General features: G+C 68.0%; 19 protein-coding genes and 2 pseudogenes. 7 read left to right on the forward strand and 14 right to left on the reverse strand.

All coding sequences use genetic code 11. The annotated features are described in order from the left end of the window. Positions 1-42: 42 nt before the first annotated feature. Positions 43-1,567: pseudogene (locus ACWGJM_RS43540) on the reverse strand (ISL3 family transposase). Between the two features lie 358 nt (positions 1,568-1,925). Here ACWGJM_RS43540 and ACWGJM_RS43545 point away from each other — a divergent pair. Next, positions 1,926-2,690: a hypothetical protein gene (locus ACWGJM_RS43545; protein ID WP_453417308.1), complete on the forward strand. Its 765-nt coding sequence runs from the start codon at positions 1,926-1,928 to the stop codon at positions 2,688-2,690. A 70-nt stretch (positions 2,691-2,760) separates the two neighbouring features. Here ACWGJM_RS43545 and ACWGJM_RS43550 read toward each other — a convergent pair whose 3' ends face one another. The 10 genes from ACWGJM_RS43550 to ACWGJM_RS43595 all read right to left on the reverse strand — a co-directional run bounded on the left by ACWGJM_RS43550 (position 2,761) and on the right by ACWGJM_RS43595 (position 8,976). After that, positions 2,761-3,162 (reverse strand): DUF6262 family protein, encoded by a 402-nt coding sequence (locus tag ACWGJM_RS43550; RefSeq protein WP_453417309.1) that lies wholly within the window; start codon positions 3,160-3,162, stop codon positions 2,761-2,763. After that, positions 3,149-4,114, reverse strand: a complete 966-nt coding sequence (locus ACWGJM_RS43555; RefSeq protein WP_453417310.1) for a tyrosine-type recombinase/integrase — start codon at positions 4,112-4,114, stop codon at positions 3,149-3,151. The genes ACWGJM_RS43550 and ACWGJM_RS43555 overlap by 14 nt, the downstream gene beginning before the upstream one ends. A 456-nt stretch (positions 4,115-4,570) precedes the next feature. After that, positions 4,571-4,810 carry a hypothetical protein gene (locus ACWGJM_RS43560; protein ID WP_453417311.1) on the reverse strand — a complete coding sequence of 80 codons (240 nt, stop codon included), beginning with the start codon at positions 4,808-4,810 and terminating at the stop codon, positions 4,571-4,573. A gap of 643 nt (positions 4,811-5,453) precedes the next feature. After that, on the reverse strand, positions 5,454-5,654 hold the full coding sequence (locus tag ACWGJM_RS43565; RefSeq protein WP_453417312.1) for a hypothetical protein: 201 nt from the start codon (positions 5,652-5,654) through the stop codon (positions 5,454-5,456). Then, positions 5,651-5,989, reverse strand: a complete 339-nt coding sequence (locus ACWGJM_RS43570) for a hypothetical protein (protein ID WP_453417313.1) — start codon at positions 5,987-5,989, stop codon at positions 5,651-5,653. Before ACWGJM_RS43570 ends, ACWGJM_RS43565 begins: the two co-directional genes overlap by 4 nt. After that, positions 5,986-6,447 (reverse strand): hypothetical protein, encoded by a 462-nt coding sequence (locus ACWGJM_RS43575; protein ID WP_453417314.1) that lies wholly within the window; start codon positions 6,445-6,447, stop codon positions 5,986-5,988. The genes ACWGJM_RS43570 and ACWGJM_RS43575 overlap by 4 nt, the downstream gene beginning before the upstream one ends. Before the next feature lie 86 nt (positions 6,448-6,533). Continuing rightward, complete coding sequence (locus tag ACWGJM_RS43580; RefSeq protein WP_453417315.1) at positions 6,534-7,373, reverse strand: helix-turn-helix domain-containing protein; 840 nt, start codon at positions 7,371-7,373, stop codon at positions 6,534-6,536. Between the two features lie 10 nt (positions 7,374-7,383). Further along, positions 7,384-8,115: a DUF6879 family protein gene (locus ACWGJM_RS43585; RefSeq protein WP_453417316.1), complete on the reverse strand. Its 732-nt coding sequence runs from the start codon at positions 8,113-8,115 to the stop codon at positions 7,384-7,386. After that, complete coding sequence (locus tag ACWGJM_RS43590) at positions 8,112-8,435, reverse strand: DUF6879 family protein (RefSeq protein WP_453417334.1); 324 nt, start codon at positions 8,433-8,435, stop codon at positions 8,112-8,114. The genes ACWGJM_RS43585 and ACWGJM_RS43590 overlap by 4 nt, the downstream gene beginning before the upstream one ends. Before the next feature lie 25 nt (positions 8,436-8,460). Beyond that, positions 8,461-8,976 carry a hypothetical protein gene (locus ACWGJM_RS43595; protein ID WP_453417317.1) on the reverse strand — a complete coding sequence of 172 codons (516 nt, stop codon included), beginning with the start codon at positions 8,974-8,976 and terminating at the stop codon, positions 8,461-8,463. Positions 8,977-9,139: 163 nt separating this feature from the next. On the opposite strand from ACWGJM_RS43595, the gene ACWGJM_RS43600 reads away from it, so the two are divergent. Then, on the forward strand, positions 9,140-9,634 hold the full coding sequence (locus ACWGJM_RS43600) for a hypothetical protein (RefSeq protein ID WP_453417318.1): 495 nt from the start codon (positions 9,140-9,142) through the stop codon (positions 9,632-9,634). Between the two features lie 70 nt (positions 9,635-9,704). Here the strand turns inward: ACWGJM_RS43600 and ACWGJM_RS43605 are convergent, their stop codons facing one another. Next, the gene (locus tag ACWGJM_RS43605; RefSeq protein ID WP_453417319.1) at positions 9,705-10,040 is read right to left on the reverse strand and encodes a hypothetical protein; all 336 of its coding nucleotides are present in this window, start codon (positions 10,038-10,040) and stop codon (positions 9,705-9,707) included. 202 nt (positions 10,041-10,242) lie between these two features. On the opposite strand from ACWGJM_RS43605, the gene ACWGJM_RS43610 reads away from it, so the two are divergent. Continuing rightward, positions 10,243-10,389: a hypothetical protein gene (locus ACWGJM_RS43610; RefSeq protein ID WP_453417320.1), complete on the forward strand. Its 147-nt coding sequence runs from the start codon at positions 10,243-10,245 to the stop codon at positions 10,387-10,389. 69 nt (positions 10,390-10,458) lie between these two features. Here ACWGJM_RS43610 and ACWGJM_RS43615 read toward each other — a convergent pair whose 3' ends face one another. Together ACWGJM_RS43615 and ACWGJM_RS43620 are read right to left on the reverse strand one after the other, a co-directional pair. Then, positions 10,459-10,599, reverse strand: coding sequence for a hypothetical protein (locus tag ACWGJM_RS43615; protein ID WP_453417321.1), 141 nt, complete (start codon positions 10,597-10,599; stop codon positions 10,459-10,461). A 140-nt stretch (positions 10,600-10,739) separates the two neighbouring features. Then, the gene (locus tag ACWGJM_RS43620) at positions 10,740-10,904 is read right to left on the reverse strand and encodes a hypothetical protein (protein ID WP_453417322.1); all 165 of its coding nucleotides are present in this window, start codon (positions 10,902-10,904) and stop codon (positions 10,740-10,742) included. Between the two features lie 233 nt (positions 10,905-11,137). On the opposite strand from ACWGJM_RS43620, the pseudogene ACWGJM_RS43625 reads away from it, so the two are divergent. From ACWGJM_RS43625 to ACWGJM_RS43640, 4 genes and pseudogenes are all read left to right on the forward strand, one after another. Further along, positions 11,138-11,401: pseudogene (locus ACWGJM_RS43625) on the forward strand (GTP 3',8-cyclase MoaA); the annotation flags it as partial. Next, on the forward strand, positions 11,379-12,125 hold the full coding sequence (locus ACWGJM_RS43630) for a hypothetical protein (protein ID WP_453417323.1): 747 nt from the start codon (positions 11,379-11,381) through the stop codon (positions 12,123-12,125). The pseudogene ACWGJM_RS43625 and the gene ACWGJM_RS43630, both read left to right, overlap by 23 nt. Positions 12,126-12,357: 232 nt before the next feature. Beyond that, positions 12,358-13,104 (forward strand): hypothetical protein, encoded by a 747-nt coding sequence (locus tag ACWGJM_RS43635; protein ID WP_453417324.1) that lies wholly within the window; start codon positions 12,358-12,360, stop codon positions 13,102-13,104. Then, the gene (locus ACWGJM_RS43640; protein ID WP_453417325.1) at positions 13,101-13,454 is read left to right on the forward strand and encodes an ASCH domain-containing protein; all 354 of its coding nucleotides are present in this window, start codon (positions 13,101-13,103) and stop codon (positions 13,452-13,454) included. The genes ACWGJM_RS43635 and ACWGJM_RS43640 overlap by 4 nt, the downstream gene beginning before the upstream one ends. Positions 13,455-13,706: the final 252 nt, after the last annotated feature.

Consider the following 13,706-nt stretch of genomic DNA (forward strand, 5'->3'; position numbering starts at 1 on the left):
CGTTCGGCCCTGTCTCACATTCGGTGGTGGCGGAGCGTGCTGTTATCCGAGGAGGATACGGTGCCGGAGCAGGGTGAAGCCTGCTCGTCCGTGCATCTGGCGGGCGATCCGTTTGGTCTTGGTGTTGACGCCCTCGGTTGGGCCGTTGCTGTAGGGAAGCGTGAGGGCGGCGATCACGGCGTCGATGTCCCGGTCCAGGCCCCGGGTGAAGGCGTGGAGGTGGGGCAGATCAGCTGTTCGGACCTGAGCGATCCATCGCGTGAGCGCATCGGGGTTGCCGGTGTGTGGCGTAAGGAGCGGGGCGAAGTCCCTGATGCCCGCGGCCAGTTGGGTCATCTCTGGGCAGGCGGCGGTGAGTTTGGCCAGGAGCTCGTGCTGCTCGGCTGTGAGGTTGTCGGGCCTGGTCAGCAGCATCCGGGCGAGTCGGCGTGGGGAGATGTGGCTGGGGTCGGCGTCCGCGCGGCCTTGGTTGATGTACTTGTGCAGGAGGTTCAGGCAGCCCGTGAAGCCGAGGGCCTTGATCTCTTCGAAGAGGTGCTGGACCGGGACGCCGGGGTCTTCAGCTCGACGTTTACGCAGGTGCTCGCGGTAGGGATCGACCAGGCTTGCACGGTACTTGGGGACGCGGAGCATGCGCTCGGGGCGGTCTGCGCGAGCGTAGCGTTTGACGGTGTTCAGGGCCAGCTGTAGGCGGCGGGCGCATTCGAGCAGGCCCACGCCCTGGTCGAGCAGGCCGTGGACCTGGTGCCAGCGTTCGAGGGTGGTCTGTGCGCGTGGTCCGTCGTAGATCGGCGCGTCCAGTACGGTGGCCCAGCAAGCGCTGTGTGCTTAGGGCGGCTTCGCACAGGTTCTTCCATAAATGCCAGCGATCACCGACTTGCACCGCGTCAGGCAGGGCACGGCGGATGGCCTCGGCATAGGTCGCCGAGCCGTCACGGCACACGACCTCGACGCCCGGATGCTCGCGCAGCCAGCCTTCCAGCGTGTCGGCGGTGCGGTCGGGCAGGACGTCGATCCGTTCATGGGTCTCGGCGTCGATGATCACGGTGGCGTAGCGGTGGCGCCGGCGCAGAGCGAAGTCGTCGACGCCGATCACACGGGGCACCCGCCCGGTGGGCAACGGGATGCGCAGCAGAGTGCGCAGGGCTGTGTGGCGAGACAGACCCACCGTGAGTATCGCCAGCAGACGTGATCCCGCTCGGCCCGCTAACTCCTTGACCACGGCCTTGACCTGCATGGTCAGGCGGGCCGTGCGTCGCTGGTATCGCTCCAGGACACCGGGCACCTGTTCGCGGAAGGTATAGCAGCAACCGCGCGTGGGACACACCAGACGCCGCACCCGCACAAGGACCACCACCCGCCGGTCATCGATCGGCACGTCGGCCACCGTGCGCCAGTGATAGCCGTGCACCCGCCCTGATAACGCCCCGCACACCGGACAGACCGCAGTGTTCTGCGGAGTACGTGCCCGCACCACGACCCGCTCGCCCTCGTCGACCACATCACCGATGACCAGCGGGGATAGCCCTGAAAACACCGTCTGCACAAGCTCGTTGACGTCCTTCACGCGGATACCAACGATGCATCAGGACTCTCCGTCACCACCGAATGTGAGAAAGGGCCGCTCGTTTGACAGTCCCCCGGACCACGACCTCACCCCGATCCGGTGCCTGACCATCCGGCCACCCTGGTCGGATCTCATCGCCCTTGAGGACGACCAGGTCGCCAAGCGCATCGAGAACCGGGTGTGGAACCAGGTTATGGATAGCTCAGTTGCTCTTCAAGGCTCTGATCTGGTGCTTTGCGTGAGAGACATGTCTGTGACGGTTGTTCCCACGATGACCTCGGAGTCCCGTAACTGGGCGGTCCCGCATAGCTGTTGGCCCTGCTGACAGAGCGATCACTGAGCCGCTAGGTTCCCTGCCATGACGGAGTGGGGGATGCGCGTTGCTCGTGGTGGCTGCTGGTTCTCGTGGAAGAACTTGGAAGACCTACTGACGATCTTTGAGGATGCTCTTCCGACCGGTCAGCTGACCGTCCGATACACGAAGAACACCCGCAAGAAGACCAGAGAGGATCTGATCCTCAGTACCGCTGAGACACATGAGTGGGCCGACCTCGCCTCGTTGCGAGTGCACCTGGGCAGCGAACCCGTGATTACTGAACTGCAGATCGAGGTCACTGCGCCTTCCGATCCGCACAAGATCAGTTTCAAGATCGGCGGCGACCGCTTGGACAAGATCTTCGACTGGCCGCACATGGCCGTGGCGCGGATCGAAGGTGGATCCAAGGCATGGGAGGAAGGCGTGGCCCTCAGAGTGGGGGCAGTGTTCAACGAGGCCCGCTTCCTAGGGCGACGCCTGACCAAATGGATCAGCCGTCTGACTGAGCTATGCCTACTGATCGGTTTGTGGAGCCTGATTTACGAGCCGTCGGGGACGCCGGGAACGGTTGGGGCCAGTGCTGCCGTGATGGCTCTCGTGTTGTTCCGCACGCACTACCAGCTGACCCGGTCCATGCTCGTCAACGAGCCCAAAGGCATCCGGAAGTTCCTAGTGCGACGCAGCCGGAACCACCCGAACGCGAGCGGACCGACTCAGTCACTTGTCGTGATCGGCGTTCTGGCTAGCCTCGCTGGGATCATCTCCACCCTCGTCGCACTTCTCGACTACTTCTTTCCGCGAGGATGAGCGGTTCTTCTGCGCATCGAGTAGCACTGACGAGGATCTGCGGTGTCGTGAGCGGGCTGCCAGGCTCGCTTCAACGGTGCAGTTCAGGGGACCGTTCGCTGCGGAGTCGGCGGATCTCGCCGTAGGCGGTTTCCAGGCGTCCGGCGAGTTCGCTATTCTCCGCGCGCAGTTGCTTGATGCGCGCGAGCGCGGTCTCCAACCGTCGCTGGACGGACGCGACTGATGCGGGCTGGGAACCGGTCCGCTCGGTGGCGGGCTGCCGGTCCTGCAACTGCCGGATGGCGGCAACGAGGTCGGGCTGGGTATATAGCCACGACCTCGACACCCCGGCCGCCTTCGCGATCGCCGCGAAGCTGGTCCGGCCGCCGGTGCGTTGTGCTGCCGAGATGGCCTTCTCGGCGTCGTGGCGGGCGCGTTCGCTGCGGCGCCGGGTGGCCTCGGCCAGGGCGGCGGTGTTGTCAGCTGGCGGCATCGACGTCCTCCACCTGGCCGCCGATGACGATCTGGTTCTCGGTAGTCCCTTCGAGGGCGCTGATGATCGTGTCGAGCTTGCCAAGGGTGCGGCGGTTCTTCTCCGCGACCCGGGCGAGTCCGGCCTGCTCGGCCTGGGCGATGAGTTCGCTGGTTTCCTGCCGCTGCTGGCGGTGCTGCTGGAGGAAGTCGCCGGTGGTGATGAAGAACCGGCAGTCCAGACAGGGGTTGGCGTACTCGCAGTCGGTCTGCACCGGGGCTCCGCAGTAGCCGTTGGGCAGCGTGACCTTCGCGCGGACCAGGCTCATCTTCGCCCAGGCTGCCCCGGCGAGCGGGTGGTCGGCGGCGATCTCGGCCTTCTGTCCCTCGTGGTTGATCTTTAGGGCGTTCTCCCAGTGCCGCCGCAGTGTCTTGTCGTGGAGCTTGGCGTAGACGGCGGTCATGGCTGGCGACATGTGATCGAGCAAGGTCTGGATCACGGGCTGCGGAACGTCGGCGTTGATCATCCGGGTGGCCAGGGTGTGCCGGAACTGGTGGAAGGTCACCTTTACTGGGCGGCCGTGTTCGTCGGTGAGACTGAGCCGCCCCAGCCAGATTGCCAGGTGATCGCGCATGCGGCGGTCGCTGACCGGCTTGCTGCCGTCGACGTTCTTCAGCGAGGCGGGGAAGAGCCACTTGCAGCCCTGCGGGAAGCGCTCAAGGACGGCCTGTTGCTGGCGGCCGATCTCGGCGGCGAGTTCCTCGCTCAGTGGGAAGAACGCCGGGCGATCGTGGATCTTGCGGTTGAGCCAGGCCAAGTAGGGGTTGTTCTCGGCGTCCCGGACGATGCAGTCGAAGGGCAGCCAGCGGGCGTCCTTCGTGCGCAGACCGCAGGCCAGGAGGATCTTCAGCAGCACCCGTCCGTCGTCGGACGGGAACTGCGCGACTGCCTCGGGAGCCTCCAGCTGCCGCATGAGGTGCTCGGGGATGAAGCGCGGCTTCAGCCCGCGCGGCTTCGGCGCATCATCGTAGATCAGCGCGTTTCGGGCCAGGTCCGGTTGCCACTCGTATCGGTGGACGTCGCGCAGGAGGACACCGACGCAGCTGATGGCGCGCGAGCGGAAGTGCTCGCTGTGCCCTTCGGCCTGCAGGGCAGCGAACCATGTCTCGATGCGGGCCCGATTGAGCGCCGCCGGTCCGGCATTGACGCCGTCGACGTCGGCGAAGTGGCAGGCCAGGCGGGTGATGGCCTGGACGCTGGTGGTCAGGCCGGCCGGGGTGCTGCCGCGGGTCAGCCGCCAGCGGGCCCAGCGCTTGGTCAGATCCCGCAGCCAGGGCTGGGGAATGCCGCCGAAGTGCAGGCGGCAGCAGTCCTCGTTGGCCAGGTCGAGCAGCCGCAGATCCCAGCTGTCACGAGGGAACTGGTCGGCCTACGGATCGTCGGCGATCAGCAGCCGCTGCAGCTCGAAGCGGGTGTCGCGGATGAACGCGTAGGACAGCGACTGGTAGCCCTTGCGCGCTACGTGGCAGACCTCTAGCCACTGCGTCTCGTCCCAGTCCATCAGGCTGTGTACGCCCGATTCGCGTATCCAGCTCAGCGCGCGGGTCACCGTGCGCGGGGCCGTGTGACGGTCCCCGATGTCTGCGCGGCGCTGCAGCCCGAATTGCACCTCCAGGCGGACTTGGCGCCCCAGGTCGTGAAACCGGATGTAGGGGTCGCGCCGCAGCTCGAGGCGCGCGAACGATCAACTGGTCGTCCGGTAGCTCGGGATGGCCGTTGTTGCGCCAGCGGATGTAGTGCCGCCGGCACAACTCCGAACCGGGTCCGGTCGTCCACCACGGGCAGTCGGGCAGCACGCAGTCCCGCTCGCCGTGCGGCGGCGGCTCGTAGCGCGTCGTGGCCAGCCACGCGTCCAGGTCTGGCGACCCGGCCGCCTGCCACAGCTCTGCTGGAGATCCGCGCGGGTGACAGCGGCCGGTACACCGAGTTCCTTGTGAGCGAGCTACGCAAGGTTGTCCGGGCTCGCGGATCGGTTGAGGCTACGTTCCTGCCGCCGCGCGGCCGGTAGTCCTCAGAAGAGCGGCCCCCGTAGCGGATCGGCGATCGCTGCGGGGGCCGCTTGCTGGACCCGCCCGCCGTCTCGTCCGCAGGACGGGGGTGCTGAGGACGGGCGGGCGTCTCAGAGCAGGGCCGCCCCTGTCGGGGGACAAGGGCGGCCCGTTCTCCAGCGCTGACCCACGCCCTTCGCCGTCTGTGAGGACGCTGGAGACCTGCCCGCGCCCGGCGCTATCGGCGTGCGCCGGCCGCGGCGTCTACTCGAACCACTCGGTACCAGTGGCGTCCGTGGGCGACTTGCGCCCGTTGTAGTAGTCCACGTGACGCTGGTCGCTGTGCGGCGGCCGGGTGCAGCGCGCGCCTCCGCTGGGGTGCTCGAGCCAGCAGTACCCGGCGGCGCGGCCGCCGGACTGCGCCGCGTCCATCGCCCGCGTCGCGAGATCCGTCCGCTTGGTCATCGGCGTAGCTCCAGAACCAGGGCCCGCAAGGCGCGGGGTGTCTCACAGAGCGCGGGGTCATCCACGCACTGCTCACATCCGCCAGGGTGGGAGTTCTGTGCGGCCCGCACGGCGCGCAAGGTGCAGCGCCGGCAGGCGCGAGGGAACCAGTGCACCCCGTCGCCTTCGCGTTCGCCGAGGTCGACAGCCGTTGCGGTGGACAGCGGCTCGCCGCCCCACACGCACGCGACACCGCGCGCTCTGGCATCGGGCAGGACTTCCAGAGGCGGCATGGGGATGAGCGGCAGGAGAGCGGCCGGGATGTCGACCAGGGCTCTGGTCTCGGTGGTCGTCATGCGGAGGCCTTCGCGTCGGTGCGGTAGCCGCCCGGGCCGAACGCGGCACCGAGCAGCACGGGGTCTGTCAGCCGGCCCGACCCGTCCGGGCGTTCCACCCACCACCGGCCCTCGAGGGAGTACAGGACGGGCGGGCAGCGCAGCACCCAGCCGGCCGGGTGCACGTGGATGCGGCGGATGTCGTCCAGTTCGTCGCCGACGCTGGCGGGGAGGAGCCACCAGGCGATGTCTCGGTGGACGTCCGCGAGGACCGGTCCGAGGCGGTCGCCGCCGATGCGGTGCATCGCGGTGAGGGACTGCGTCAGCGGCGCCTCGGCGACGCGCCAGCGGTCGCCGGTGGGGAATTCGGCGAACTCCTCGGCGTCCCATGCGCGCTGTATCGCGCCGGGGTCCGGGGCGCAGGACAGAAGCCAGTCCTGGCCCGCATGCGCCGTGACGAGGCGGGGCTGTGTGGCCATGACCAGCACCGTAGGAGGGCGCGCGAATCAGTGGCGCCCTTGATTCGCGAATATTCGCCGAGCTGCTGGGTGATTCGCCGTGATACTCAGGCGAGGTCTGCGGCCTGCGCTCGGGCCCGGGCGAGCAGGCGCCGCGCCTGGGTGCCGTACACCGCCGCCGCGGTGAGCGTGTCCCACACGCGGCGGTACAGGGCGACGGTGTCGGCGTCGTCCAGCCACAGCTCGGCGTGCCAGTCCTCGACGATGGCAAGGCGGTCGTCGTACAGCCAGAACGCGTTGGCCGGCGGGACGGCGAGCTGCGCGCCGAAGGGCACGATGCCCAGCCGCACGGTGTCCAAGCCGATGACGGACGCCAGCCGGTCCATCTGCGCGGCGAGGACGTCGCGGGGCGCTACGCAGGCATACAGGGCCGCCTCCCACAGCAGGACGTGGAAGATCCGGCCGGGCTCGTACAGCAGCGCCTGCCGGGCGATGCGGGCCCTCACAGCGTCCTCGATATCGCGCGGCGCCTGGTGGAGCTCGGCGTAGCGGGTGAAGACGTGACGGGCGTAGTCCGCGGTCTGCAACATGCCGACGACCATTGCCCCCTCCCACGCCCGCAGTTCGGTGGACCGTTCGTATTCGACGGTGAGGACGTCCTGCACGGGGCGGTGCCCGGCGCGCAGCTGGCGGCGCCATGACCGGGTGTGCGTCTCCAAGCCTTGCAAGCGGGCGGTGAGTTCCTCAGCCGTTGACGGGTGGCCGGTGGCCGTGGCCCAGGCGGTGAGGTCTTCCGGGGTGGCGGTCTGCCGTCCGGTCTCCAGCTTGGACACCTTGGCCTGTGGCCATCCCAGTCGGCCGGCCAGGTCGCGTTGCGTGCGCTGGCCGCGCAGCTCACGGAGCCGGCGGCCGAGCGCCTCGCGGGCCTGTTGGAAGTCTGTTGCCACAGCAGGGAAGCTATCCGCTGAACTGGTCGTACGGCACCGAGTGGTGCCAAGCGGCCTCGCGGACCTGGGCGTAGCGGAGCACCTCCACCGGGTCGGTGATGAGCTCCACGCCGGTCATCTCGTCGGCGTCATCGAAGCGGAGCAGGGCGACCACGCGCGCGTCGAACAGCCAGAAGTCCTTGAGCGCCAGGCGCAGCTCGTCGGCCTTGCTGCGGGGCAGGACGCGGATGGTCTCGCCGACGGCGGTGTTACGGCGGGCGTTGTCGAGGAGGTAGCGCTGACCCTCGGTGGGCGGCTCGTCGAGGATCCGCACCCGCTCGAACCGTTTACCCAGGGCAGCCTGCTCACGGCGCTCGCGGCACCACGGGTCGTCGAGGTCCCAGTCGACGCGGCCGGCGGCGAGGAACTGGCGGTAGGTGTCCTGCTGCTCGTCCCAGGCGTAGCGGCGGCGTGTCTCCAGCCGCCACGCGGAGTGGCGGAACGTGGTGAACATGCCGTCGAACTCTTCGAACCTGATCATCTGAGGCACGTGAACAGCCTCGCGGGGACCGAAGTTCGCGAGCAACTCGCGTGGAACGACGACCGCGCCCTCGTCCTCGGTCTGGTTGTCGAGCTGGCCTAGCTCGCCGGGGTCGGTGACGCGGTCGCCCTGGACGACGTAGTCGCCGGACGGGGTGGTGTAGAGGGTGGGGCAACCGTTGTTGCCGCTGTTGGTGCCGACTTTCCACAGGCGCCTGGTCATGGCGTGGTCTCCTTCGGCGGGTTGGCTGCCGGGCACGGTAGCCCGGCGGATCTGAGTGATGACAGGGGGCATCTCGGGCTTGGGCAGCCGGCGAGGACTTCGGCGGGGTCCTCGGTGACGTACACGCCGAGGGTGGTGTCGTCCTCGTCGAAGGCGAACCGGGCCACGACCTTGGAGTCGAACAGCCAGAGGTCGAGTCGGGCAACCGCAGCTGCTGCGCCTGGGCGGGTGAGGTTGCGGATGTCCTCGCCGGCGGCGACGTTGCCGGGCGCGCTGGCGAGCAGGAAGCGTTGCCTGTCGGTGGGCGGGGCGTCGACCAGGCGGGCCCGCTCGAAGCCGGGTAGATCAGCCTCCCGAGTGAGTCCACGGCTTGCAGCCGGACGTCTTGAAGAACTCTCCGTCCTTCAGTGAAACGATCGCTCGTCCCGTGGTCAGGTCGTTGGCGAGGATGCGACCGGCCTGGCCGGAGGCATCTTGCATGCGTGCCCAATAGCAGCCGGACGACTGGTCAGCCGGCCCCTTGGTCGTGTAGGTCCCTGGTGCGATGTACTCGTCGTCGAGCGCCTGCATGGGATCGTCGTACTCGGGCTGGGAGTTGGTGACTTCGTAAGTGCCTTCTTGGACGCCGAGAGTTTCACCGAGGGCCTTGTCGGCGTCGTCCAGCGCGTTCTGCAAGTTCTTCTGGGCTTCCTCGTAGTCTTTCTGCGCCTGGTCCTTGTCGGTGCTGGCCGATTCTTCGGCACGCGGCGTGCTGCTGACCTTGGGAGAGTTGGAAGGCTTGGCGGCTTCTTCGCTGCCGCTGCTGCAAGCGGTGAGGGCTAGGAGCAGGGCGGCGGTCGTGCTGATTGTGCGGGTGTTCATGGTCCCCCCATGGCTGAGTAATGCTGGGGGCATCATGCGTGCTCTGAGGGCAGCGGGCGGGCGATGTGGCCGGGATGTGACCCGGACGAGTGCGTCCGATCAAACCCGCCCCTACTCTCCCGGCACCCCAGCATCACCGCGATACCTGTCTAGGCTGCCCGGCATGAGCGGGATCAACTGGGGTGACGTCCCCACCTGGGTTGGGGCAGTCTTTGCAGCGGCTGCGGCCGGCGCTGCCGTCTGGACGCTGAAGAGCCAGCGGGACCAGATCGGCGAACAACGAGACTTCATTGCGGAGCAGCGAGCACTCATAGCAGAGCAGACTTCGACCCTCGCGCTGGAGCGTGCCGAACTCGTCCACGCTGCGCACGAGCGCCGACGAGCTCAGGCCGAAGCCATCGTGTGGAGCACCGAGGGATGGCTCTCGGTCCTCACCAACCACAGCGGCGCACCGATTACCGACCTGCGGTTCGGACATCCTTCTGGCCCTGTCACGGCAGCCCTGCTACACGATTCGCACCGCGTGCTTGGCTTTGAGGCAGCGGAGCAGCCGTACCCAGTTCTCGGCAGCGGTCGCAAGATCGGTTGCCAGAAGCCCGAGGGTGCCAGCACTGATCCCGTCACCGTCACTTTTACGGACGATGCCGGGGTGCGCTAGAGGCTCGACGAGCACGGCAAGTTGGAAGAGATGCCGCCCGGCCCCTGACGTCTGGGGGATGCGGTGGGCGCTACTTCTCTTGCCGCTTGATCGGGTCGAGCAGTAGTACGTGCACGACTGCCGTGATCATGAAGGCCCAAACGGCGATGGGAAACAGGGCGTTCACGTCGGGCTTGACTGCGGCAAAACCCGCCACGATCGCGCTGCCCAGGAAGTAGACGGCAGCGATCCACACAGGAACGATGTTGCGTCGCCATGCAACCAGGAACGGCACAAACGCGAGGACGGACAGACTGGCGAGCGGTAGCGCCGCCCAGGCCCATCGCTGCCACGGCGCGCGGAACATCCGCGGGCGTGACGTGTAGGTCAGATGCGAGTTCGGCGCTGGTTCCCCGTATACGGACATGCCGAACAGGATGACCCGCTGAGGCGCTGGAGAGTAGCCGCTTGTTGGCATTTCATCGAAAAGGGATCAGCGCGTGTGCACGGAGCGCCCACACGCCCATCTCCGGGCCTGCGACACCCCGAGGAAAGTTGGAGCGCTCTCCTGTCCGGGCGGCCTGTGCTCACCTATGGGACGACAACACACTGCAACGGAAGAGCAAACCATGATTAAGGAAACCCCGGGCGCCACCTACTGCAAGCGGTGCGACCTCCCCGTCAGCCTCGGCGGCACGAACGCGCGCGGCGAGAGCGCCGCTGCTCGCCACATCACCGTGCCGGACCAGCCGACGGAGTGTCCCGAGAAGAAGTAGCCGGACATGCGAACGGCCCCCGTCCTCAAGAACCGAGGCGGGGGCCGGTGAGCTCGCAGCGTTGACGGGTCAGCGGTTGAGCGGGCAGGGCGCCGGCTGGTTGTCGGCGTTGCGATGCTCGCGGTTGGGTTCGGCGCCGGGGCGAGCCGGGGTGATGACGAGGTAGCCGCCGCAGGCGCAGGCCTCGACAGTGTTGGCGGAGTCGGTCACGGGTTTCCTCCTACGGGTGAGTAGCTTCGCCCCCTACGGTCCCGGCAGGACACTTAGACAGCGGGGACCCCAACATCTCTTCGGCTGTCGCGGCGCCCCGTTTGCAAGCACCCGCGGCAGTGGCCAGCAGGAGCCTGGGCCTACTTCTCCAGCGTGTCCTTCTTGCCTCGTTCGAAGATGACGAGGAAGGGGGCGATGTATCCGGAGGTCTCGACTGCCGTCGCCTTGCCGCTGAGCATGAGGACGAGGCCGGCAGCGAGGGCGGCGAGGTACATCGCGGCGTCAATTTTGCTGTTGCTGGGCATACTGGTCCCACTCCCGAGGGTGTCAAGATCGGTGAGTTGGGTCGCCCGCACGTTTCCTAGGCCTGCGGGCGGCCCTTTGCCGTCGGCAGCCGCGTCTCACCCCCCAGTCGGCGCACCGGCTCCGCGTTCGGTCCACAGAGAGTCTCCGAAACATAACCCCGTGTGAAGGTGCCGTCGAATCCTTGTTGCACTTTTGACGCGAAGCCCTCTCACCTGCAGTGTTTGACGCTCCGATGACGGATGCGCTGACGCCGGGGATCAACGAGGACGAGGCCCCGGACCTCCTTGCCTGGGCCGTCGAGCTCGACTACGAGCTGCGCTTCGTCGAGCAGATACCCCTGGACGCCCAGCACGGTTGGAAGCGCGACGGCATGGTCACGGCAGGCGACCATCCTCGCCTTCCTCCGCACCCTCTTCGGACTGCCCCCGAGGACTACGCCGAGCGCTGGCTGGTGAACGGCGGCCCGCACCGCGTTGGAGCGCATACCGTTCGCCCTCACCGGCTACCTCGACACCGCCGCCGTCCCCGGCGACGCCGTCGGCACCGCCGCCTGGCGGCTGATCTCCTCCCCCGCCGACTGCATCGCGGAGGAAGAAGCCGTCATCCCCTGCACCACCAGCCGACCGGACCTCGCGCACACGCTGCTCACCGAGTGCCAGCCCGGCGACCTGCTGCGCGTCACCGGCCACCTCGCTCTCCCGGACACCGCCGACGGCCGTATTCGGCTGGACGTCGACACCGTCGAAGTCATGTGGAAGGCACCGCTGCAGGAGCAGCCGCCAGAGGATCCGGCCGGCGACCACAACGACCGAGACCGGGCGATCCACGACCTGGCCGAAGCCCTCACCGGCCTTGCCTACGAACCCGCTGCGGGCGAGCAGCCGGACATCTGCATCAACATCGGTCCCGTCGGCGTGCACGGCCTGGACGTCGCCCACTGCCACAACATCGATGTCACCACGGCCAACACGCACAAACTCGCCGACGCGGTCGACGCCATGCTCGCCACGCTGAACAGCCTGCCCCCGCAATCCGGCACCAGCCTGGACCCGCTGACCATCGCCGAACTCACCGACTACTTCGACGAACTGGACCTCACCGAACTCACCCGGGACGTCCTCGACGCAACCCGGCCCGAGGACCGGGTCGCGGTCACCCGCGCCCTGGACGACCTGTTCGGCGACATCCCCGTCACCGGCATCGACGACAACGATCAGTAGACCGCCGCCGCGCGGCCCCACATCAGCATCGACCGGCCCGGGCGGGCCGCCTCCACCTCGAGGCGGCCCGTCCGGGCCCATTCACGTTCCCCAAAGTCACGACGAAAGGCCCCGCCCTGCCGCCCTGCTCAGACAGGCACGCCCCCAGGGCGCCCCGGACCTTCAGCGGGCCTACGCCCAGGCCCTCGGCACGGACGGCATCACCGGCCTGGTCGGCAATCTCTACCGGCCCTTGTTCGACGCCCTGTCAGAGCGGCTGGGCGTGCCGTACAGCGTGGAGACCTACTCGCAGCAGCAGGCGACCGTTCTGTTCCGGGAGACGTGGCTGCGGGTCCTGCCGCGCCTGGAAGCCGCCCGCTTATGGCTAGCGCCCTCCACGGGAGTACCGCACCTGCGGGTGCCCTGCCCGCACTCTTGCGTATGGGCCGAGAAGTACGCGCAGCGCACCCGCGTGGAGATGGCCGGCCGCAGCCTCGCCCGCGTGTCCGCGGTCTGCCTGCACCACGGCCCCTACACGGCCACCGCCATACCCACCGGCGGCGGCTACCTCGACCTCGCCACCCTGTACCGGGACATGGTCAAGGAACTCGCCGCGCTTGCGGAAACCACTGTCCTCCAGGTGATGGTCAAGGGAACCGACTGGATGCCCGGGAGCCTCTTGGTCGACGGCGCGCTTCAGGCCGTGGGCCTGACCCGGGGCCAGCTGCCCACGCGGCTGTTCTGCCCGATGATCGTCGCCGAGACGGGCGCCAAGCTGTCCAAGAGCCTCACCCGCTGCGGAGAGGCGGCGTTGCCCGCGGGCGCCGAACCCTGGATGCTCGATACCCGGAAGTGGCCCGGCGCCGTGGGGGAGTTCTCGGACCGCCTGCTGAACCTGGCGGGACTGCTGCTGTCCCACCCCCGGCACTTCTTCCGGTCGTACTCGGCTGCGGAACTGTCGCGGCTGACGTCTGTACCCACAGGGAGCCCGACTACATGAGCACCACCTCAGCCCGCGTCATCGAGCTGAACCTGTACCCCCAGTACTTCGACCTCGTGGCCGCCGGCCGCAAGACCCGGGAAGTCCGGGTGAAGTACCCGAAGTTCGACGGCCTGGCGGCCGGTGACCTAATCCGCTTCGCTGTGAAGGACACCGCCCGGTCATGCCTGACGCGGGTGACACGGGTCGCCGAATACGTCTCGTTCGAGGAACTCCTGGATGCCGAAGGGCCCTCCCAGGTGAACCCCGACGCGACCCGTGAGGAGCAACTGGCCAACATCCGGCGCATCTTCCCGCCAGAAAAAGAACGGCTGGGGTGCCTGGCCATCGGTATCGAGCTGGTCGACTGACCCCAGAGAACATTGCCCCCGGCCGCCCCTCCACGGAGGGCGCGGCCGGGGGCCTTTCTGCGTTCCGGGGCCGCCCGCCTGGTGCGCTGTGGCGCATCAGGTGTCCCCGCGGCACCAATCAGTGCTCTCCACCCGTTATGCCTGCCGCCGTGGATCGTAGCCGCATCGGTCAGTCTGCGTACTGCCACAGGGCTCGGCCACCAAGACCTCCGGCGGTCGGCAGCGATGTCTGCCGCCCCCCCAACTGCTCCA

This window comes from Streptomyces sp. NPDC054834, assembly GCF_053611185.1.

Coding starts and splice junctions, on each gene's coding strand:
- ACWGJM_RS43545 (WP_453417308.1), top strand. CDS start 1,926: ATGACGGAGTGGGGGATGCGCGTTGCTCGTGGTGGCTGCTGGTTCTCG.
- ACWGJM_RS43550 (WP_453417309.1), bottom strand. CDS start 3,162: ATGCCGCCAGCTGACAACACCGCCGCCCTGGCCGAGGCCACCCGGCGC.
- ACWGJM_RS43555 (WP_453417310.1), bottom strand. CDS start 4,114: ATGCGGCAGCTGGAGGCTCCCGAGGCAGTCGCGCAGTTCCCGTCCGAC.
- ACWGJM_RS43565 (WP_453417312.1), bottom strand. CDS start 5,654: ATGACCAAGCGGACGGATCTCGCGACGCGGGCGATGGACGCGGCGCAG.
- ACWGJM_RS43570 (WP_453417313.1), bottom strand. CDS start 5,989: ATGACGACCACCGAGACCAGAGCCCTGGTCGACATCCCGGCCGCTCTC.
- ACWGJM_RS43575 (WP_453417314.1), bottom strand. CDS start 6,447: ATGGCCACACAGCCCCGCCTCGTCACGGCGCATGCGGGCCAGGACTGG.
- ACWGJM_RS43585 (WP_453417316.1), bottom strand. CDS start 8,115: ATGACCAGGCGCCTGTGGAAAGTCGGCACCAACAGCGGCAACAACGGT.
- ACWGJM_RS43595 (WP_453417317.1), bottom strand. CDS start 8,976: ATGAACACCCGCACAATCAGCACGACCGCCGCCCTGCTCCTAGCCCTC.
- ACWGJM_RS43600 (WP_453417318.1), top strand. CDS start 9,140: ATGAGCGGGATCAACTGGGGTGACGTCCCCACCTGGGTTGGGGCAGTC.
- ACWGJM_RS43605 (WP_453417319.1), bottom strand. CDS start 10,040: ATGTCCGTATACGGGGAACCAGCGCCGAACTCGCATCTGACCTACACG.
- ACWGJM_RS43610 (WP_453417320.1), top strand. CDS start 10,243: ATGATTAAGGAAACCCCGGGCGCCACCTACTGCAAGCGGTGCGACCTC.
- ACWGJM_RS43620 (WP_453417322.1), bottom strand. CDS start 10,904: ATGCCCAGCAACAGCAAAATTGACGCCGCGATGTACCTCGCCGCCCTC.
- ACWGJM_RS43640 (WP_453417325.1), top strand. CDS start 13,101: ATGAGCACCACCTCAGCCCGCGTCATCGAGCTGAACCTGTACCCCCAG.